This is a genomic window from Paracoccaceae bacterium (genome assembly GCA_012103375.1).
GTDB lineage: Bacteria > Pseudomonadota > Alphaproteobacteria > Rhodobacterales > Rhodobacteraceae > WLWX01.
Genome location: WLWX01000001.1, coordinates 3,094,917 through 3,113,890 on the forward strand (window position 1 = coordinate 3,094,917; position 18,974 = coordinate 3,113,890).

Below are 18,974 nucleotides of genomic sequence, written 5' to 3' on the forward strand. Positions count from 1 at the left end.
CTTTGCATCCCGTCTAGCGGGATTTCTTGGATGGTTTCTTGTCGGCTTTCCCTCCGCCGCCACCCGGCTTTTTCGTCAGAGGCACGCCCATCAGGCGCAGTTTTAACTCAACCACGTCGTCGGTCGCCTGCCCAGTCATTCGGGCCAGTTCATCGTTGCGATAAGAGAACACGTCGCGGACCATTACCTTGTCGGGTTTGATCTCCAGCTCTTTGGCGATCGCCTCTCCGAAATAGCGGTTCTTCGTGACTTCCTTCAGCGGCTTGCCCGACATTTCGCGGGACCGGCGCGTGCGCACCATGATCGAGCGCAACTGCTTGGCAAAAAGATCCGTCTGGTAATAGGGTTTGGGCTGGCTGCGCGGATCAGCGGACTCGATGGATTTCACCATCCGCTCTTTAATGAAACCAAGCATGCCATTGGCCTGGCGGATTGTCATGCGGCCCTGCGATGCAGCCTGCTGGTCGCCCTTGCCCGCGTCATCGCGGCAATTGCAATCCGGCTGCGCAGGATCATTATCGGAGGTTTGCATGCTGCCTTTTCTGGCACCCGCAAGGTCTTTGGCCACACTCGCGGGCTGATCGGCCATGTGATGGAACGAACCCGCATAATCGTCAAATTTGCCGGGGCGGTTCTTCGCAGGATCAACATGGCGGGGGTTATAGCGACCGGGAATTGCAAATGTTCCGGTAACGCGGGGATCAGTCCATTTCGGCCCATCTTTCGGACAGCAACAGATCCCGCGGGTGGTCAGCAACAGGTATTCTTCCTCGCCGATCTTCCGATCTCGTTCTTCGGAGCGCAGATTCACCTGAACCTGGCGGCGCGCATAGCCCGAGTATTTCTCGATCTCATCAGGGCAATCGACGCAGACCCCTTTGTGTTCGAAACAAATGTGTCCTTCAGCTTCGGCGTGAACGGTAAGCGTTTTGTTTCCCGGAGCGATCTGAACGGACGTCGATCCGTGCCGCGATTCATTGATGAGGTTATTGTACCCCTCGATATTAAAACCGGTCGGGGCCGTATAGATCTGGTCATCGACATCGCGGGCGCGGTAGCATTTGTAGGTGATATCCCAGCATTCCCAAAGGAAACACGCTTCGCGCGTCGTGTTGCCGATGTATTCGTCATTCTTATTGGGAATTCTACCGACTGCATCGGCGAGATTTGAAATATCGGTGCGGTAAGTGTAATCCAGAATGTCCGTCGTCACCAGGTGACTGGTGTCGAGGCGCGCAGAGACACAGAAATCGTCTGCATCCTCGGGTTGTGAAACCACAAGGAAAAATTCCTGAATACCCTCGACCGGGCGAGGGCCGCGGACGAAGCCTGAAGGTTCTTCCAGAACATGGGGTCGGGGCTGTACAAAAAAGACCGCGCGATTTGTGCCAAGGTGGTAACTGTCAAGCAAGTGGTACATTTGTGACAATTGGGTCGAATGCGAAAATGTCTCGCGCTTTTCTTGGCCGATTCTGTGGAAAAACAACGTGTTGCGGGCGCAGAAAGTAGCGATTTGAACATAGCGCGAGCGCCTTTCTGATCAGGCTTTGCGCGTTTGCTGCGGTGCAGGAAAGATCTTTGCCAGTTTGCGAAGGTTTTGGGCAGTGGCGGCGAGCAGGAATTCGTCATTTGCGCCGCATGGTCCACGTAATCGGAGCCGTCCCAGGCCGAGAATGCGCTTGAGGTGGGCAAAGAGCATTTCGACCTTCTTCCGGAGCTTCACCGAGATCTTGTATTGCGGCGTTTTGGCGATTGCGCGGGCGATGTCGCGAGCGTCCTCATGTTCCTCACGGGTGATCTTACGGGCGTCGGCATTCGGGCAGCACTTCGGCTTGGAAGGACAGGATTGGCAGGTGTGCTTCAGCGCTTGGTACTTGGCCACGCCCTTGCCGGTTGGGCCGCGATTGGGGTCGGAGTAGTTTCGGCGGAACTGCTTCAGAGCCTCGCCTTCCGGGCAGATGTATTGATTGTTCTCGGCATCCCATTCGAAGTCAGCTCGGGACCAGGTGCCATCGGTGCGCCCGGCTTTGTCGAAGACCGGGATGTGCGGTGCGATCTTTTCACCCACCAGCCATCCGAGCATGGGTCCCGATCCGTAGGCGGTGTCGGCGATCAGCCGTTCGGGATGAAGATCGAAGCGCTCTTTGGCCCGCTTCAGCATCGTCTTGGTTGACCCCACCTCGGCTTGACGGATCGACCGTGTCGCTTCCACGTCGACGATGACACCATGATCGGTATCGATGAGATAGTTGTCGGAGTAGGCAAAAAATGCGGGACCCTTACGCGCCGCCGTCCACTGGCTGGCTGGGTCGGAATAGGACGTGAACTTTGGCTCGACCGGTGTCGCTGCTCCGAATGCGGCCTCATCCAGAGTGTCGAGATACTCGCGGACCGCGCGGGGTGCAGCGTCTGCATCGATCCGCGCAATGTCCCATTCTTCCTTTGGCGCAGAGTACTGCTTGTTGGCATCCGCCTCGATCAAGCTGGCATCGACGGCCAGGCGCTGACCGCTGACGAGACCTTCGGCGATGCATCGCGCGACCGTGGTCTCGAAGAGATGGCGCAGCAGCTCACTCTCGCGGAACCGACCATGCCGGTTCTTTGAAAAGGTCGAGTGATCCGGCACCCGATCGGCCAGGTCGAGCCGACAAAACCACCTGTACGCGAGGTTCAAGTGTACCTCTTCACAGAGCCGCCGCTCGGACCGGATGCCGAAGCAGTAACCGACGATCAGCATCCGGATCAGCAGTTCAGGATCGATCGAAGGACGACCGGTGTGGCTGTAGAAATCGGCAAGATGGGCGCGGATGCTGCTCAGATCGACGAAACGATCAATCGATCGCAGCAGGTGATCTTGCGGGACATGGTCTTCCAGCGAGAACTCATAGAACAGCGCCGCCTGTGCTTCCTGCCTCGGTCCCATCATGGCTGATCCTCCCGCTTGTTGAGAGGATTGAATCAGCGCCATAGCCCTCGATCAAGCAGGAGTTTTTCAACAAAATTGGCCCAGATCGGTTGTTCTGGCGGTCTGCGAACCATCGGTATTTATGGATCGGGTTCCCCACTGACCCGTATTCGAAGTGCTGACATCAAAGCCACCTCCGGTCCCGGCATAGCTGCCCTGCATGCCGAAAGAAGTGCTGCCGCCCATATCAATGTCCATTGTCTCTAATGAGCGGGTGGTGCCGGCCGAATTTGAGATGTTGAGCGACTCCAATGACCGCGACGTGCGCTCATGGGTGTCTGTCGCCATTTCGAAAAGTTCTCTCTTTTTTGGTTCAAAATCAAGAATATAGGGGTAATCGTTTAATCTGGTTTGCTCAGGATCTTTAGGTCCGACAATGACTTGAAGGATCGCGCCGTGGCAGGGAAAATAGCTTTCCAGAAGTTCTGTGACGCCTGTGAGGGTCGTTGTGTCGAGGCTGCCCCAATCGAGGGAGCCCTGAATTTCTTCGTCCCGAGGCTGATACCCAGTTATCGTTGCGGTAACTTTGACATATGTAATTTTTCGGCCCGGATAATTCTGATAATCATCGTCCGGAACGTATTTGTAGACGGCCATCGACGATTGCCATTTTGCCGGGAATTTCAGGTCGCAGGGTTTGCGATCCATCATGTCCCGAGAGACACAAATACGCTCCCAAGGAATGTCGACAGGCAGACTGAGCTTGAATGCAGCGGACATGGCGGAACCTCACTATCTGAGAGCAAAAATCATATTCTGAAAGATAACTGAGGTTATCATATTTCCCGCAATTCCTGAATTGACCGCCGTCGTCGAGCAGATCGAAAGAATACAAATACACGCTAAAGTTGTGCAATGACAATCGGATACATACGGCAAAAACTCGCTGGTCCGACTGTTAAAATACCTGCCTGTGTCCAAACACGTAATCAGAGCGGGTCATTCATTCGTGGCCGCTGGCGGATATCCGAGATACAATCAGAGGGCGATTCGTTTCAATTATTGGCGCAGGCCATGCGTGCCAACGGCGTGCCCGCGTGCACCATCACGGCCCCAAGGCCAAGGCTGGTAATGGCGAGTGGTTCGTATCCTACAATCAATGGCGTCCACATTCCGCCCTTGACCGCAAACCAATTGCCGCAATCCTGCCACAGATCGCCGGATGCGGGCTGCTTATCGTATCTTTGGGCGTGTTGTGGACCTTGCGCAAAACACCGACTGAGCCCGAGCTGCGCGATCCACGTCGATGGACCGAAATGGCACAATTCTTCGGCCTGGCCGTGGCGCTTTGTGCGGGCCTCTATCTGATCGGCGCGATCCCGTCGTCTTTTCTGCTTGTTTTCGGGGTCATGCGGATGATCGGTCGGATTCGGTTCCGCACGTCTTTGTTAACCTCGGCGGTCGTCGCAGGGCTGGTTCATATTATTTTTGATCGCCTGATACATGTTGCGTGGCCGTCGCCGATCTTGCTCTGATCCATTAAACCAGAGACCTTTGCACCTGACCTATCCGCTTTCGCTACTTATTCGCAAAACCGAGACGGCCAACCCGACGCAGTCACCTGGCTTTTCGCGCGTCTGCCGCTGAGACTGTGCAATGGGCGAGCTTGGAAGCTAAAGCGTTTCGGCTTGAACCTGAATCGCGAGGGATTCCCTTGAGACGATTGTGTTGAAAAACTCCGTTTTAGGGCCTGAACGATGATTTTTCTTTCCATGCAGCCCGATCCTAAATTTTTGGCGCGGGGGTCGGCCCAAATCGCCTACATGCGCTCACGCGCAGCCATGCGCTGTCTCGTGGTCAAAGCTTTCCGACTATTTCGCTTCATAGGTTTTCGCAAGAAATCCGCGACGCTCTGATTTCGGAGTTTTTCAACACAATCAGACCTGATCTGTGATTCATCCTGTTTGGGAGGATGGATCATGTCAGCACCTTTGCCATCTGCGCTTCGGATACGGTTTCAGAGATACATTGAAGAAGGGTTGAGCGGGCGCGCGGCGGCGTTGCGGTTGAAGCTGTCGCCTGCCACAGGCGCGCGGTGGGCGCGTCAGGTGAGGATGAAGGGTCATGCGGAACCTGCCCGGCAGGGACCGCCGCGCGGCAAGGGAAAGCTGGCTCCGCATCGGGAATTCTTTGAGGAGTTGATCGCACAAGACCCTGACATCACGCTCTTTGAGTTGCGTAATGCGCTGGCCGATGCAGAGGGTGTGCGGGTGCATCACTCCTCCATCGCCAACCTTCTGTCCCGGCTCGGCTTCACGTACAAAAAAAGTCGCTGGTCGCAACCGAGCGCCGCCGCGCCAAGGTAAGGCAGCAACGGGCCGACTGGTTCAGATACCGCTCGCCAGCCATTGCGACCTTTCCTGAGCGCGTTGTCTTTATTGACGAAACCGCAGTGAAGACAAACCTCACGCGCCTACGCGGCAGAGCCAAGCGCGGTAAGCGCCTGACGATGGATGCGCCCTTCGGAAGCTGGGGAACCCAAACCTTGATCGCGGGCCTGACCCAAGGCGCGCTGATCGCACCTTGGGTCATCAAGGGAGCGATAGATGGCCCCGCCTTCGCGGCCTACATCCGCGAAGTGCTGGTCCCCGAGATCAACCCCGGCACTGTCGTCATTCTCGACAACCTGGCAACCCACCGGAATAAGGAGGCGACGCAGGCTTTACGCAATCACGGCTGCTGGTTCCTTTACCTGCCACCGTACTCGCCCGACCTGAATCCCATCGAGCAGGCCTTCTCTAAACTGAAAGCCCATTTGCGACGGATCGGGGCCAGGTCCTTTACCCAGGTCTTCGAAGCAATCGGAGCAATCTGCGATCTCTACGACCCAGTAGAATGCTGGAACTACTTTAAGGCCGCCGGATATGTCTCAGGTTAATGTCGAAACGCTTTAGTCAAATACCGCGGGGTCTATCTTGCGCCGTAACAATTTGCCGACGATGCTGTAGGGCAAAGACGGTACCTTACGCGGCCGCTTCTCAACCGGGATCGTGGCGACGCAGTGCCGCAGAACCTGATCACCACTCACCGATCCCACCACAGCGGCGACATCCTCGACAACCTGGCATTGCATGATCATCCTTTCCAGCTGTTCGACGGATACGTTCACACCGCCACGCAGAATTACGTCGTCCTGGCGACCTTGGATGGTCAGGAATCCCTGGGAGTCGACAAATCCGACATCGCCGGGCATGGACATTCCTGTTCTGAGAGCCTCAACATTGCCCGTGGTCGTGCCCAACTGTTGATAATTGGTTTGAGCGACAGTTCTGGACGAAATGCGCAACTGGCCTGGAACACCGATTGGAAGGACCTGGCCCTCATCGTCAAGCGCTTCGACCAAAACACTATCAAGTATGCGCCCGGTGGTCTCGGGGCGGGCCAACACATCCGGGCCCTGCAGAACAGCGACCATGCCGGACTGATTGCTGGAATAAGCCATTGTATAACCTGGCGAAAGATGTTTGTAGGCGGCGATCTTATCCTCTGGCGATGCCGGGCCACCGACACTCCGAAGGACTTTCAAGTCTGCAAACAATGGCGTGTCACGCGGCCCGACGTGGTGCACCAGCCGACGAATGATCGGCGGAGGCAGCAAAATGGTTCTTGCGCGACTGGACAGGATAATCTCGGTCAGGCTGTCTGGTGTAAACAGAATCGGGTGGAACTGCACCGGGTCACCAATAATCAAATTGATTATCGCCGCCGCCAAAGTCGGGTGAAATTGCAACGACGTGGCAATCAACAGCTTGCCGGCCCCTCGCGCCTGCGCAGCGGCGCGAATGCGCAACCGCTCTGCGTAAAGGTGCTGATGATGCGGTACGATTTTGGGCTGACCGGTCGTTCCCGAGGTTTGTCCCAATATCGCAGGTGCGTTCAGCGCCGAAGGATCGCTTCCAATACCGTTGGCTGGCGCTGGGCCAGACCGCCAGCTTTCCTCTCAAAGTGAATGCGCCACCGCATCCGAGCCGAGGTTGCGTTGAACAACGCTCAGATGCGCTCCTGCTGCTTGCGCCAGGCGCACAATTTCGGGTGCGGGTGTTCTAAAGTCTGAAACAATGGGCGATGCCCCAATGTACCATGTCGCAAGAAAGGCTAGTAGAGTTTCGACAGGGTCGCGGCGCGAAATCAACACCACATCACCCGCACGCACCCCAAGGTCTGTGAGCGCGCCCGCGACCGAAGCCGCCTGTGTCGCAATCTCAGCCCCCGACAAGGTTTCGGATCCGGCAAAGATCAACACACGATCATCATGGGCCAGAAGCTGGCGGAAGATTTAATGACCCATGGTCTCGTTCGGGCGAAGAGCGATCATTTAGTACCGGCGTCCATTTTAGATTTCGGCCAATGCCATTTGGCGGTGGTCAGAGGGTTCTTTGAACGCCGGAACACTACGAACAGACGGCATCAAAGGCGCAGTTTGACGCAGTCAACGTCAGGCCCCAACCGGGATCAATTGCGTGAAAATCTCCATTCAGCCGATTGTGTTGAAAAACTCCGAAATCAGAGCGTCGCGGATTTCTTGCGAAAACCTATGAAGCGAAATAGTCGGAAAGCTTTGACCACGAGACAGCGCATGGCTGCGCGTGAGCGCATGTAGGCGATTTGGGCCGACCCCCGCGCCAAAAATTTAGGATCGGGCTGCATGGAAAGAAAAATCATCGTTCAGGCCCTAAAACGGAGTTTTTCAACACAATCAGCCCACTTGGCTTACGGCCTGACCCGATGACGGCGTCGACGATGGTGCGACGGATGCCCTTGCGAAGATGTCCTCAAGTAGTTCCGCTGTATCGCGCGATGCGATATTCTTGTGCTCTTCAAACATCGGATGAAAAGAACATTCCGGTATCATCCATGACCAGAGGCCACCGGGGATTGTGAATCCCGGCATCCTGCGGCGAGAGCAGATCACATCGACACGCTGGGCAAGCGGCCTGGTCCAATAATGCCGGTAACTTGCCGACAAACGTGCTTTCGCGTCGATACTGAAAGCCCTCAGCGGTGATCTTTTCGTCGAAGTGCGACGAAGTTTCTGCATCGCCAGCCTGATCCGCCTGCGGCGCGTCGACGCTTTGACACGATATTCAAATAGTCTGTCATCTTCGAAATCCGCTGGCGCAACGCGCCCTGAAAAACGCCCGGTGACTGGTGCGAGTGTGATGCGGCGGAGGATCGAATCCGTCTTTCCTTCGTGTCGCAGGATCATTTCGTTTGGCGTTCCCGGATCCACCAAAACAATATGTTCAGCAGGTCGCCCAAGTGCACGCAGTTGATGTGCCATCTCTATTGCCACCAAACCACCCGCACAAAACGAAGCCAGGAAAATTGGGCCTGCGGGATACGCTTCCAGCAGCTGCGTGACATAGGCCTTGGCGATGCCTTCTATCCGGTGTGGTGTCTTGCGTTGATCGCGTAGCCCTGGCAGCTCGAACACAACCATTTTGCGACCCTTGGCGAGGCCGTTCAAAAAGTCAGGGCGCAGGAACGTATATCCGCCCTTCCCATGGACCAGGAAGAACGGCACTGTGTCGGCAACTGTCTTTGGTTCCTGTGGCGCGGAAGCGGCGAACTGTCTTTCGATCAAACGCGGTGTGGAACACTCCAAAAGGGAAGCAATCGGAAAGTTTGTGCCAAGCACTTGCGTCAGCAGCAGCGCCAGCGTCTCACCGTTAAGTGAATCTCCACCCAGGTCGAAAAAATCATCATCCATCCCGACTTCGGAGAGGGACAGAGCCTGGCAAAACGCTGTGCACAAATTGCGCTGGAGCGCCGATTCCGGCTGATTGTGTTGAAAAACTCCGAAATCAGAGCGTCGCGGATTTCTTGCGAAAACCTATGAAGCGAAATAGTCGGAAAGCTTTGACCACGAGACAGCGCATGGCTGCGCGTGAGCGCATGTAGGCGATTTGGGCCGACCCCCGCGCCAAAAATTTAGGATCGGGCTGCATGGAAAGAAAAATCATCGTTCAGGCCCTAAAACGGAGTTTTTCAACACAATCGGCTCTGCCCGGAGCAGAGTTTGCCGTGGATCGCCGCCGTGTTCAGACCCTTCGATTTCTGACATGCGATTCACGAACTACGCCTCTTCTATTTGGTGGTCAGCGGTGGCCTAACAAGCCCGAGTCGCGTCTGTCAACGAAGCCCGCGCGACAAGGAGTTTTTTGCCTTGTTGTACCCTCATAAGACACCGGAATGCGCATTGAATCCAGAAACTTCGACTGTGCAGCGAAGCAGGATTCTGGTAGGCGCGAGGCGCTAACGAAGACAAAGACGCTATGATCATCTCCCACGCGCATAAATTCATCTTCCTCAAGACGCAAAAAACGGGAGGGTCCAGTGTCCAGCTCGCGTTGTCGGAAATCTGTGGCCCAGAGGATGTAGTCACGGCGTTACCTGCGGAGGACATGGATTTCGGACGTGGCAGCGGACCCCGAAACATTGAAGTTCCAGAAGCTTATGTACCTTTGCATGCCCGCGTTCAGGCGCGGTTGGGTAGAAGACCGTCGCGCGTTGGGCTGGCTTACCACCAGCACATGAACGCCACCTGGGTGCGCAAATCCATGAATCCAGGGAAATTCGATGCGTACACAAAGGTCTCGATAGTGAGAAACCCGTGGGATCGCGAAGTTTCCCTATATTATTGGGCTACACGAAACGACCCGACCCCACCCAACTTTGACAAATTCGTACGGCGATCTGTGCGCCGCCCCGAACGGAAAACATTCGAGATTTATTCGATCAATGGTGTACCAGTGTTTGATATCATGATGCGGTATGAGACCCTGGAAGAAGATTTTCGGGCATTTGTAAACACCCTGAAGGTTCCGAACCTGCCAACATTGCCAAGGGCAAAGGGTGCGTATCGCAAGCCAACGACGCGGGATTACCGTGAACTATATTCAGATGAAACCATAGAATTAGTGCGCAAACGCAACGCCCGCGAGATCGATCTTTTCCAATTCACATTTGACTAAGGGCTGTCTTTCTCAGTCAGTTTAATGAGCCCATTCTATTGGATTTTCTCTGTGATTTGACGATCATCTTGAGCTTTCGTTCGAAGGAGGGATCAAGCGCAAAGTGCACCGTCTTGAGCGACAACGTTCAAACACGGTTTTTTGGGCCAGATTTTCAAGCGCGCACGTGGCTGCGGCTGGCGAAATCACAAGAAACGGCAGCTCTGTCCCGTGCTTCCGGCATTGACGGCCGATGCCGGTGGCATCCGCGTTTCAACTTTGGACTGTGATGTGTCAGGTCGGCCTCCAGAACAGTAATCCCTGCCAAGGCGAGACCCGCAACATTCAGCCAATTAGGAATTCTGAGATTCTATTGTGGCTCTCACAAGACCAAAGGCGCTTTGAAACGAGGAGGACATAGCGAGGATAGTTTTTTGCCAGAATGCTTCATAACTATCTGAAACCATTGGTCGGAGTGAGAGGATTCGAACCTCCGACCCCTGCCTCCCGAAGGCAGTGCTCTACCAAGCTGAGCTACACTCCGACCGTGACGGGCGGGTTACTGGTTCGTCGGGGGCTTTGCAAGGCCCCCGTTTGGGTGGGGCGCTGGTGGGGCCATCGGGCGGGTGGCCAGGATGCCGCGCATTCTGAGGATCGATGACACACGCGGCATCGTGCCGGTTTCAAGGCGGCCCCGCGTGCGCAGGACCGGTGTGGTTTGCGAACGGCCCGGGCGGCTTTCGCGGAATACGATGTAGAGGCCGCTGGCGATGATAACTCCGGCTCCGATTGCGGTGGGCAGGTCGGGAACCTCGTTGAAGAACAGGATGCCAAAGCCTGTCGCCCAGATGATCTGGGAATATTGCATCGGCGCGACGATGGCGGCTTCGCCCAACTGGTAGGCACGGATCATGAAGCGCATGGCGATATGGGCCAGTGCGGCGATCAGCCCGAGTATGCCGAGGTGCGCAACCGGCATCGGCTGATAGACCACCGGCAGTGCCCCGGCCATGACGAAGAACGTGGCGACCATGGGATAGATCAGCAGCACAGCGCTACGCTCATCATTGCCGATCCGGCGCATGATGACCGAGGCTAGCGCACTAGTTACCGCGGCAGTCAGCGCTGCCAGATGGCCCAGGGTCAGGTCGGTCTGGCCCGGGCGCAGGACGATCAGAACGCCGGTCAGACCCGCCAGCACCGCCAGCCATCGCCGCAACCGCACGGTTTCGCCCAGGATCGGGATCGCCAGAATCGTGATCAGAAGCGGTGCGGCGAACAGGATCGCATAGGCCTGCGCCAACGGCAGGACCGAAAAGGCGTAGAAAGCGCAGACGCCTGTGATGACTGGCGCCCCGGTTCGCAATGCCGTCCACCATGGGTGAACCGGGCGCAGCGTGCCGGGCGTGGCGTCGCGCATCAGCATGATCGTGACCAGTGGAAAGGACAGAAGCCCGCTGAAAAACACGATCTGAAATGGCGAATAAGTACCGCCAAGCAGTTTGACCAGCACATCATGGCTGGCAAAGAACGCGAATCCGGCCAGCGCCATCAACGCGGCTTTTCCGTTGGATTTCTCAGGCGACGGCATTCGGGCATTCCCATGCGGTGGCAAAGATCACCCCATGTGGCGCAGGTCCGGCACCGGATTCAACGCATAAGCCTGCAATGCCGACGTGCGCGCTTTGCAACGCTCAGAGGCTGGCATCCAGCGCGGCCAGAATCCGGTCGCCCATTTCTGTCGTGGACACCGCCTCGCCGCCCTCTGGTCCAAGCAGGTCTGCCGTGCGGGCGCCGCTTGCCAGAACCGCCTCGACCGCCTTTTCGATCCGCGCTGCTTCGTCGCCCTGGTCGAAGGAATAGCGCAGCGACATGGCATAGCTGAGGATACAGGCAATCGGGTTGGCCTTGCCGGTCCCGGCGATATCGGGGGCCGAGCCATGCACCGGTTCATAAAGCGCCTTGGGCCGACCCGCTTCGTTCGGTGCGCCCAGGCTGGCAGATGGCAACATGCCAAGGCTGCCGGTCAGCATCGCGGCGGCGTCGCTCAGCAAGTCGCCGAACAGGTTGTCGGTGACGATGACATCGAATTGCTTGGGCCAGCGGCAAAGCTGCATTGCGCCCGCGTCGGCATACATATGGGACAGTTCGACGTCCTGATATTCGTTTTCGTGGACCCAGGTGACTTCTTCGCGCCACAGGATGCCCGATTCCATCACATTGGCCTTCTCCATCGAGCAGACTTTGTTGCCACGCCGCCGCGCCAGCTCAAAAGCCGAACGTGCGACGCGGCGAATTTCGTCGGTGGTGTAACGCTGGGTGTTGATGCCGATCCGGCCCCCTTCGTTATCGTCGATAATGCCGCGTGGTTCGCCGAAATAGATGCCGCTGGTCAACTCACGCACGATCATGATGTCGAGGCCCGCGACAACCTCGCGCTTCAGGCTGGAGGCATCCGCCAGCGCATCGAAACACTGTGCCGGGCGCAGGTTGGCATAAAGGTCCATTTCTTTGCGCAGGCGCAGGAGGCCGCGTTCCGGTTTGACCGAAAAATCCAGATCGTCATATTTCGGGCCACCAACTGCGCCCAGAAGAACCGCATCGGCAGCCTGCGCGCGGGCCATTGTGTCGTCGGTTAGCGGCGTGCCATGCGCGTCATAGGCGGCCCCGCCGACCAGGTCTTCCGAGACGTTGAATTTCAACCCGCGCTTGTCGCCCATCCAGTCGATCACGCGACGCACCTGCGTCATGACTTCGGGGCCGATGCCGTCACCGGCAAGGATCAACAGGGACGGGGTCGACATGGGGCATTCTCCGGGCGGGTTGAGGTTTGTCGCGGCCTAGCGCGCGGGCTGTTGAGGGTCAAGCGCGTGTGCGATCTGGGGGCAGGTGGAGTGGTCGAACCCTGCGAGCGGCGCTCGGTCCACAGCAGGCGGCAGGTCAGTCGGGGATTTCAACGTCAACCCAGACCAGGCGGTGGCGCGAGGCTGCATCGGCCCGGGCCAATGCCGTCGGATCCTCGGGCCAAAAAACTCCGGCGTCGCGTACTGTCAGGTCGCGCGACGGCAGCACATAATCAACGCGCAGATTTCCCGGGGCATTACGGCCAGAGTCCGAGGCATCGGGCCAGTCCACCGTGTCCAGTGCCGGGTCACCGGCATGATCCGTGTTTGCGCCGCCTTGTCGCCGCGCGGCTTCAGCGCCGCCGGTCGATGCGGGCTTCGGGTCGTACAAGCGGTCATGGTTCAACAATGCGTTCAAAGCCCCGGGCAGACCGTCGCCATCAACGGGGTCAAGGTTCGCATCGCCCATCAGTACAAGCGGCCCCTGCGGTGGCGGCGGTGCCAATGTGCCGTCAAGCCAGCGCAGCCACAGGGCAGCCTCATCCCGGTTACGCAACCCGTTGCGATCCTCAGCGCCGTCAAAAACGGGTGGCGTGGCGTGAAACCCCAGAACCCAGACCGGCCCGCCCGGCACCGCCACCGGCACGCCCCAGTGACCCACCGATGACAGGCGTTGAACCGATTGCGCCCGAGCCGAGGGGAATGGTTTTCCACCCCGCACAGGCAGCGTGGCGCCGGGCAGATCCTGCCACAAAAGACCCGAGAAATTCCGGACTGCACCGTTGTCGATTGGCCAGCGCGACAGCAGGGCCATTGCGCCTTCGCCGGTGAAACGCCCGAATCCCTGCGCATCGCGCGGGCCGCCATAACGGCCATCTCCATCCAGATCGACGTCCGTCATCAGGCCGGAATTGGGACGCGGCGCAAAGCGATGCGGATAATTCGTTCCGGCGGTTGCCAGGGCCTCGGCCAGGGCCGCCAGCGCCAATCCGTCCAGATCCCAATCAAGCCCCGTCAGAAGCAGCACATCGGGGGATACGTCCGCGATGATTGCGACTACGGCGTCGATCTGCGGATCGTCTTTGCGCTCAATGTCTCGCAGAAGCAGGCCGGGGCCACGGCGGCTCAGGTCGGTATTGAAAGTTGCAAATCGCAGCGTTTCTGCAGCCGCGACACCGGGCCAGACGACCAGCGCTGCAACAGCGATCAGGCGGCTTGCATGATGCTTTCTTCGGCAAGGCTTGTCTGGCGGCGTTTGCCCTCGATCATTGCCGCAATGCGCCCCATCGCGATGCCGCGCATGAACAGAGAAACCGGAAAAAAGGCCCATGCAGCAATAATCCAAATCAATGACTGCGGATTGTCCAGTGACACCGAACCAAACAGATCGGCGGCCGAGCGCATGATGGCCGGCATCAGGAATGGTAGCAGAAAACCGGCAGCGATGTTGAATCTTGCGTCACGCTCCAACCGTTCGACGACATCGCCACCAGCGGTCGGGTCGAAGGTTGGCAGGTTGATCCAGACGTTGAAGCTGCCGGAACGCGCAGGCCAGCCATAGATGCGCAGCGACAGGATAAAGAACGCAAGCGATAGCAGTCCGATAAGAAAGCTCAGTCCAGCGGCACTGCGCACCAGTGCGATTTGTCCCGCGTCTGCGTTTTCAGGCAGCAGCAATGTGACCAGGCGCACCGGACTGTAAGGGAAGTCAACGCTGTGCCCGATGACTGCGCCAACTGCATGAACCAGATCCGTCAGCGGCGTTGGATCGCTATAGCCACGCACGATCAGCGCCAGGAACAGGACGGTCGCAAACAGGCACAAGAAGCGGATGCGGTTGAACGGAGGCGCGTCACGGAACTCGATCAGGCAGGGATAGACCGGCGCGTATTCAAACAGTGTCAGCGCCGCGCCGAAAATGGCCACCAGCGCCACGATTTCCGCGCCTTCACCGGAAGAATTCGTCAGCAAGAGCGAGGGCATCGCGATCAGCAAGATCACGAACGCCGCACGGACCAGTGCCCCGAATAGCCGAATAATCACCACCTACACCCCTCATGCCGGTCGAAGACGATACGATGCCGTCCCCTTGTTCCGAGATGAATCCGCTGGCCTGGGCAGGGCGGCCAACAGCTTGCCTCAATCCTGCCACATTCTTGCCAACATTCACTTCGAAACGCAACAACCTGATATCTATCCCCTTTTATCGGGGCGCTTTGAGGGAAAAACTGGTGCGGCTTTGCATCAACAACAAAGCAGAAAAAAGGCGGCCTGGTAGCCGCCTTTTCAACCAGAGATAGATATTGTGGTCAGGCCCAGGGACGGGCGGCCTGCGCCTGTGCCTCAAACGCATCGATCGAGGCCGCCTTTTCCATCGTCAGGCCGATATCGTCCAAGCCGTTCAGAAGGCAGTGTTTTTTGAACGAGTCGAGCTCGAAGGTCGCCACCTCGCCGTCCGAGGTTGTGACGGTCTGCGCCTCCAGATCGACCGATATCCGTGCGTTCGCGCCCTTTTCTGCGTCCTTCATCAACACGTCGACCACGTCCTGCGGCAGCGCGATCGGCAGAATCCCGTTCTTGAAACAGTTGTTGTAGAAGATGTCGGCAAAGCTGGGCGCGATGACACAGCGAATCCCGAAGTCGAGCAGCGCCCAGGGCGCATGTTCGCGGGATGAGCCACAGCCGAAGTTGTCGCCTGCCACCAGAATCTCGGCCTCGCGATAGGCGGGCTGATTGAGGACGAAGCCGGGGATTTCTTTGCCGTCATCGTCAAACCGCATCTCGTCAAACAGGTTCGCCCCAAGGCCCGAGCGTTTGATGGTCTTCAGGAATTGCTTGGGGATGATCATGTCGGTGTCGACGTTGATCAGGGGCATCGGGGCTGCGATGCCCGTGAGGGTTGTGAATTTTTGCATGTCAGTGGCCTCCGGCCCGGAATTGGCGATGTGAATGGCATATGATCGCCATATGAACGGCATATGAGTTTTGCGTGTGTGTCGCGCGCATCACATCACCTCGCGTACATCGGTCAGCCGCCCGGTAATCGCCGCCGCTGCGGCCATTCCCGGTGAGACGAGGTGCGTCCTCCCACCCCGGCCCTGACGGCCTTCGAAATTGCGGTTGGAGGTCGCCGCACAGCGTTCCTGCGGGGCCAGTTGGTCGGGGTTCATCGCCAGGCACATGGAACAGCCTGCCAGCCGCCATTCGAACCCGGCCTCTTTGAAGATATCGGCCAGACCCTCTTCTTCAGCCTGGGCGCGCACGAGGCCGGAACCGGGCACGACCATGGCGCGTTTCACCGCGATCTTCTTGCCCTTCATGATCTCGGCGGCGGCGCGCAGGTCTTCGATCCGACCGTTGGTGCACGACCCGATAAAGACGGTGTCGATCTCGATCTCACTCAGCGGGGTGCCAGGCGTCAGCCCCATGTAGTCGAGCGAGCGTTGCACCGCCTCAACCTTGCCACCTTCGAAATCACCCGGGGCGGGGACTGTCGCGGTGATCGGCAGGACATCTTCCGGGCTGGTGCCCCAGGTGACGACGGGGGCGATATCTTCGCCCTTGATCGTCAGCACCTTGTCGAAATGCGCGCCTTCGTCGGTGAACAGGGTCTTCCAATAGGTCAGCGCAGCCTCCCACGCGGCGCCCTTCGGGGCGTGCGGGCGACCTTTGACGTAGTCGAACGTCTTTTCGTCCGGCGCGATCAGCCCGGCGCGTGCCCCGCCTTCGATCGCCATGTTGCAGACTGTCATCCGCCCTTCCATGGACAGATCACGGATCGCCTCGCCACAATATTCGATCACGTATCCGGTGCCGCCGGCGGTACCGGTTTCACCGATCACCGAAAGCGTGATGTCCTTGGCCGTTACACCGGGGCGCAGTTTGCCGGTGATCTCGACCTTCATGTTCTTCGATTTCTTCTGGATCAGCGTCTGGGTGGCCAGGACGTGTTCCACCTCGGACGTGCCGATGCCGTGGGCCAGTGCGCCAAAGGCCCCGTGGGTCGCCGTGTGGCTGTCTCCGCAGACCACGGTCGTACCCGGCAGGGTCCAGCCCTGTTCCGGCCCGACGATGTGGACGATGCCCTGACGGACGTCGCTGACAGGGTAGTAATGGATGCCGAAATCACGCGCGTTCTTGTCGAGCGCGGCAACCTGAATGGCGCTGTCTTCGGTCATGTTCTTGGGGTCATCGCGCCCCGGCGTTGTGGGCACGTTGTGGTCCGGCACGGCAATGGTCTTTTCCGGAGCGCGCACTTTGCGCCCCGTCATCCGCAACCCTTCGAACGCCTGCGGGCTGGTCACTTCGTGAACCAGATGGCGGTCAATATACAACAGGCAGGTGCCGTCGTCGGCTTCATGGGCGACATGGTCGTCCCAGATTTTATCATAGAGCGTCTTGGGGGACATTTGGTCCACTCCCGTTCAGAATGTCGAAAAATCAGGTGTCGTCGGGCGTGCGCAGGTCAGCCCCGTGCAAGGACTGAACAGGTCGCGCCGAAAAACCGCCAGGGCAGGCGGGCGCGGTCATCCATATCGAATATCGCTGTCATGGGGCGCAGGTGTACAGCGGTGGCTGCGCAACCTCAAGCCGGGAAGAAAAAAGCCCCGGGCGCTGGGCGCGTCCGGGGCAAGGTGGCAGAGTGGGAGGTGGAAACCGGGTCTTTGGCGCGCGCAGGCTCTGCTTCCTTTGCGCGCGCTGTTCGGGAATAGGTCGCGCCGGGTTGCCGGATGGTTCAAAGAAATTCGCGCAAGGCCGCGTCGATGTCATGGTGAATGCCTTGTTCGCAGCCCCCAGCCCGTGCAGATTGGCATCAGGCACTGGAGCGCGAGAATGGAACCGACAACCGAGGCACAGGCGCAACCGGCACTGACGCCAATTCTGGATCGGCTGATGGACCTTGCAGGCGATGCTGAAGGGTTCGCGCAAGGCCTGCTGCGGCCGTGGCAGTTGTATCAGCTGGCCATCATTGTCGTCTGCTTTGTGATCGCCGAATTGCTGCGCCGCTGGGTTGGCCCGAAAATGCACGCGTGGATGCGCACGCTGGAGGGTTGGCCAAAGTGGCGGCTGCGGGTGCTTTTGACCATTCACCGCCGGCTGCGGTTGATTTTCCTGGTGATCGTCCTCTGGGCCGTTGTCACCGCGATGCGCGAGGTGACCTGGCCGTCACGCAGTTATCTGATCGGCATCGCCGCCTCTTTGGCGCTGGGCTGGCTGGGCGTGGTGCTGGCGGCGCGGTTGATCCGCAACAGCGCGCTGCGGACCATGGTACGCTGGGGGCTGTGGATCTGGGTCACGCTTTATATCCTGGGCCTGACCGAGGATGCGGCGGCCGTACTGGACAGCGCCGCCATCAAATTCGGCGATTTTCGCCTGACAGCGCTGGCAATTCTGAAAGCGCTGGTGGTGACCGGCGTGCTGTTTGTCGGGGCGCGGCTGGTCTCGCAAAGTTTGTCAGGGCGCATCAAACAGGTCGAGGAAATCTCGCCCTCGATGCAGGTTCTGACCACCAAGGCGTTGCAAATCTCGCTTTATGGTGGTGCGTTCTTCATTGGCTTGAAGGCGGTCGGGTTCGATCTGACCGGGCTGGCGGTGCTGTCTGGTGCCATCGGCCTGGGGCTGGGTTTCGGATTGCAGAAGGTGGTGTCGAACCTGGTGTCTGGCATCATCATCCTGCTGGACAAGTCGATCAAGCCGGGCGACGTGATTTCGCTGGGCGAAACTTTCGGCTGGATCAATGCGCTGGGCGCGCGCTATGTCAGCGTGGTCACCCGCGACGGCAAGGAATACCTGATCCCGAACGAGGATCTGATCACCGGGCAGGTGGTCAACTGGTCCCATTCGAACCAGTTCGTGCGCCTCGATATTTATTTCGGGACCGCCTATGACGACGATCCGCACGCGGTGCGCCGGATCGCGATCGAGGCGGCGCAGAAATGCGACCGGGTGCTCAGCCATAGGCCAACAGTTTGTCATATCGTCGGGTTTGGCGACAGTTCCGTTGACTACATCCTGCGGTTCTGGATCACCGATCCGACCGGCGGGCTGACCAATATTCGCGGCAATGTCTATCTGGCGCTTTGGGATGCGTTTCAGGAACACGGTATTTCGATCCCCTTCCCGCAGCGCGAGGTCAAAGTGCTGGAGGGCAGCACGCTGGCCACGTCTTCGGGCGCTGGGAAAAACCCGGCCTGATTTCGCCTGTGACAGCAT

General features: G+C 58.4%; 19 protein-coding genes, 1 tRNA gene and 1 pseudogene. 6 read left to right on the plus strand and 15 right to left on the minus strand.

From position 1 onward, the window contains the following. Nucleotides 1–13 precede the first annotated feature (13 nt). From GKR99_15805 to GKR99_15815, 3 genes are all read right to left on the minus strand, one after another. Nucleotides 14–1,279, minus strand: coding sequence for a hypothetical protein (locus GKR99_15805; protein NKB28929.1), 1,266 nt, complete (start codon nt 1,277–1,279; stop codon nt 14–16). A gap of 261 nt (nt 1,280–1,540) precedes the next feature. Further along, nucleotides 1,541–2,926, minus strand: a complete 1,386-nt coding sequence (locus tag GKR99_15810) for an IS1182 family transposase (GenBank protein ID NKB28930.1) — start codon at nt 2,924–2,926, stop codon at nt 1,541–1,543. 66 nt (nt 2,927–2,992) lie between these two features. Next, complete coding sequence (locus GKR99_15815) at nt 2,993–3,685, minus strand: hypothetical protein (GenBank protein ID NKB28931.1); 693 nt, start codon at nt 3,683–3,685, stop codon at nt 2,993–2,995. A 221-nt stretch (nt 3,686–3,906) separates the two neighbouring features. On the opposite strand from GKR99_15815, the gene GKR99_15820 reads away from it, so the two are divergent. Continuing rightward, nucleotides 3,907–4,440 carry a hypothetical protein gene (locus GKR99_15820; protein NKB28932.1) on the plus strand — a complete coding sequence of 178 codons (534 nt, stop codon included), beginning with the start codon at nt 3,907–3,909 and terminating at the stop codon, nt 4,438–4,440. 284 nt (nt 4,441–4,724) lie between these two features. Here GKR99_15820 and GKR99_15825 read toward each other — a convergent pair whose 3' ends face one another. Continuing rightward, the gene (locus GKR99_15825; protein ID NKB28933.1) at nt 4,725–4,886 is read right to left on the minus strand and encodes a hypothetical protein; all 162 of its coding nucleotides are present in this window, start codon (nt 4,884–4,886) and stop codon (nt 4,725–4,727) included. Here GKR99_15825 and GKR99_15830 point away from each other — a divergent pair. Beyond that, nucleotides 4,885–5,843, plus strand: a protein-coding gene (locus GKR99_15830) for an IS630 family transposase (protein NKB28934.1) whose coding sequence is annotated in 2 segments (ribosomal slippage) — nt 4,885–5,226 and nt 5,229–5,843 — 957 coding nt in all. Because the reading frame shifts where the segments join, the coding sequence is not laid out codon by codon here. The genes GKR99_15825 and GKR99_15830 overlap by 2 nt on opposite strands. A 12-nt stretch (nt 5,844–5,855) precedes the next feature. Here GKR99_15830 and GKR99_15835 read toward each other — a convergent pair. Next, on the minus strand, nt 5,856–6,866 hold the full coding sequence (locus tag GKR99_15835) for an AMP-binding protein (protein NKB28935.1): 1,011 nt from the start codon (nt 6,864–6,866) through the stop codon (nt 5,856–5,858). 39 nt (nt 6,867–6,905) lie between these two features. Continuing rightward, complete coding sequence (locus GKR99_15840) at nt 6,906–7,241, minus strand: AMP-binding protein (protein ID NKB28936.1); 336 nt, start codon at nt 7,239–7,241, stop codon at nt 6,906–6,908. Between the two features lie 180 nt (nt 7,242–7,421). Here GKR99_15840 and GKR99_15845 point away from each other — a divergent pair, with 180 nt between their 5' ends. After that, on the plus strand, nt 7,422–7,565 hold the full coding sequence (locus GKR99_15845) for a hypothetical protein (protein ID NKB28937.1): 144 nt from the start codon (nt 7,422–7,424) through the stop codon (nt 7,563–7,565). Between the two features lie 96 nt (nt 7,566–7,661). Here GKR99_15845 and GKR99_15850 read toward each other — a convergent pair whose 3' ends face one another. Further along, complete coding sequence (locus tag GKR99_15850) at nt 7,662–8,675, minus strand: alpha/beta fold hydrolase (protein NKB28938.1); 1,014 nt, start codon at nt 8,673–8,675, stop codon at nt 7,662–7,664. Here GKR99_15850 and GKR99_15855 point away from each other — a divergent pair. Then, complete coding sequence (locus GKR99_15855; protein ID NKB28939.1) at nt 8,639–8,866, plus strand: hypothetical protein; 228 nt, start codon at nt 8,639–8,641, stop codon at nt 8,864–8,866. The genes GKR99_15850 and GKR99_15855 overlap by 37 nt on opposite strands. Nucleotides 8,867–9,240: 374 nt before the next feature. Beyond that, the gene (locus GKR99_15860; GenBank protein NKB28940.1) at nt 9,241–9,939 is read left to right on the plus strand and encodes a hypothetical protein; all 699 of its coding nucleotides are present in this window, start codon (nt 9,241–9,243) and stop codon (nt 9,937–9,939) included. A gap of 446 nt (nt 9,940–10,385) precedes the next feature. Here GKR99_15860 and GKR99_15865 read toward each other — a convergent pair. The 8 genes and pseudogenes from GKR99_15865 to GKR99_15900 all read right to left on the minus strand — a co-directional run bounded on the left by GKR99_15865 (nt 10,386) and on the right by GKR99_15900 (nt 17,313). Continuing rightward, nucleotides 10,386–10,462 (minus strand) — tRNA-Pro (locus GKR99_15865). Between the two features lie 15 nt (nt 10,463–10,477). Next, nucleotides 10,478–11,509, minus strand: coding sequence for an EamA family transporter (locus tag GKR99_15870; GenBank protein ID NKB28941.1), 1,032 nt, complete (start codon nt 11,507–11,509; stop codon nt 10,478–10,480). Between the two features lie 103 nt (nt 11,510–11,612). Next, nucleotides 11,613–12,722 carry a 3-isopropylmalate dehydrogenase gene (leuB, locus tag GKR99_15875; GenBank protein NKB28942.1) on the minus strand — a complete coding sequence of 370 codons (1,110 nt, stop codon included), beginning with the start codon at nt 12,720–12,722 and terminating at the stop codon, nt 11,613–11,615. Between the two features lie 136 nt (nt 12,723–12,858). Beyond that, complete coding sequence (locus GKR99_15880) at nt 12,859–14,091, minus strand: endonuclease/exonuclease/phosphatase family protein (GenBank protein ID NKB28943.1); 1,233 nt, start codon at nt 14,089–14,091, stop codon at nt 12,859–12,861. Then, a pseudogene (locus tag GKR99_15885) lies at nt 14,007–14,804 on the minus strand (hypothetical protein). The gene GKR99_15880 and the pseudogene GKR99_15885 overlap by 85 nt, the downstream one beginning before the upstream one ends. Nucleotides 14,805–15,070: 266 nt before the next feature. Continuing rightward, entirely contained in the window at nt 15,071–15,676 is a 606-nt protein-coding gene (leuD, locus tag GKR99_15890; GenBank protein NKB28944.1) for a 3-isopropylmalate dehydratase small subunit, read from the minus strand. Nucleotides 15,677–15,766: 90 nt separating this feature from the next. Beyond that, nucleotides 15,767–17,170 carry a 3-isopropylmalate dehydratase large subunit gene (gene leuC / locus GKR99_15895; protein ID NKB28945.1) on the minus strand — a complete coding sequence of 468 codons (1,404 nt, stop codon included), beginning with the start codon at nt 17,168–17,170 and terminating at the stop codon, nt 15,767–15,769. A gap of 56 nt (nt 17,171–17,226) precedes the next feature. After that, nucleotides 17,227–17,313 (minus strand): hypothetical protein, encoded by an 87-nt coding sequence (locus GKR99_15900; protein ID NKB28946.1) that lies wholly within the window; start codon nt 17,311–17,313, stop codon nt 17,227–17,229. Between the two features lie 281 nt (nt 17,314–17,594). Between GKR99_15900 and GKR99_15905 the strand changes: the two genes are divergently transcribed. After that, complete coding sequence (locus tag GKR99_15905) at nt 17,595–18,956, plus strand: mechanosensitive ion channel (protein ID NKB28947.1); 1,362 nt, start codon at nt 17,595–17,597, stop codon at nt 18,954–18,956. Nucleotides 18,957–18,974: the final 18 nt, after the last annotated feature.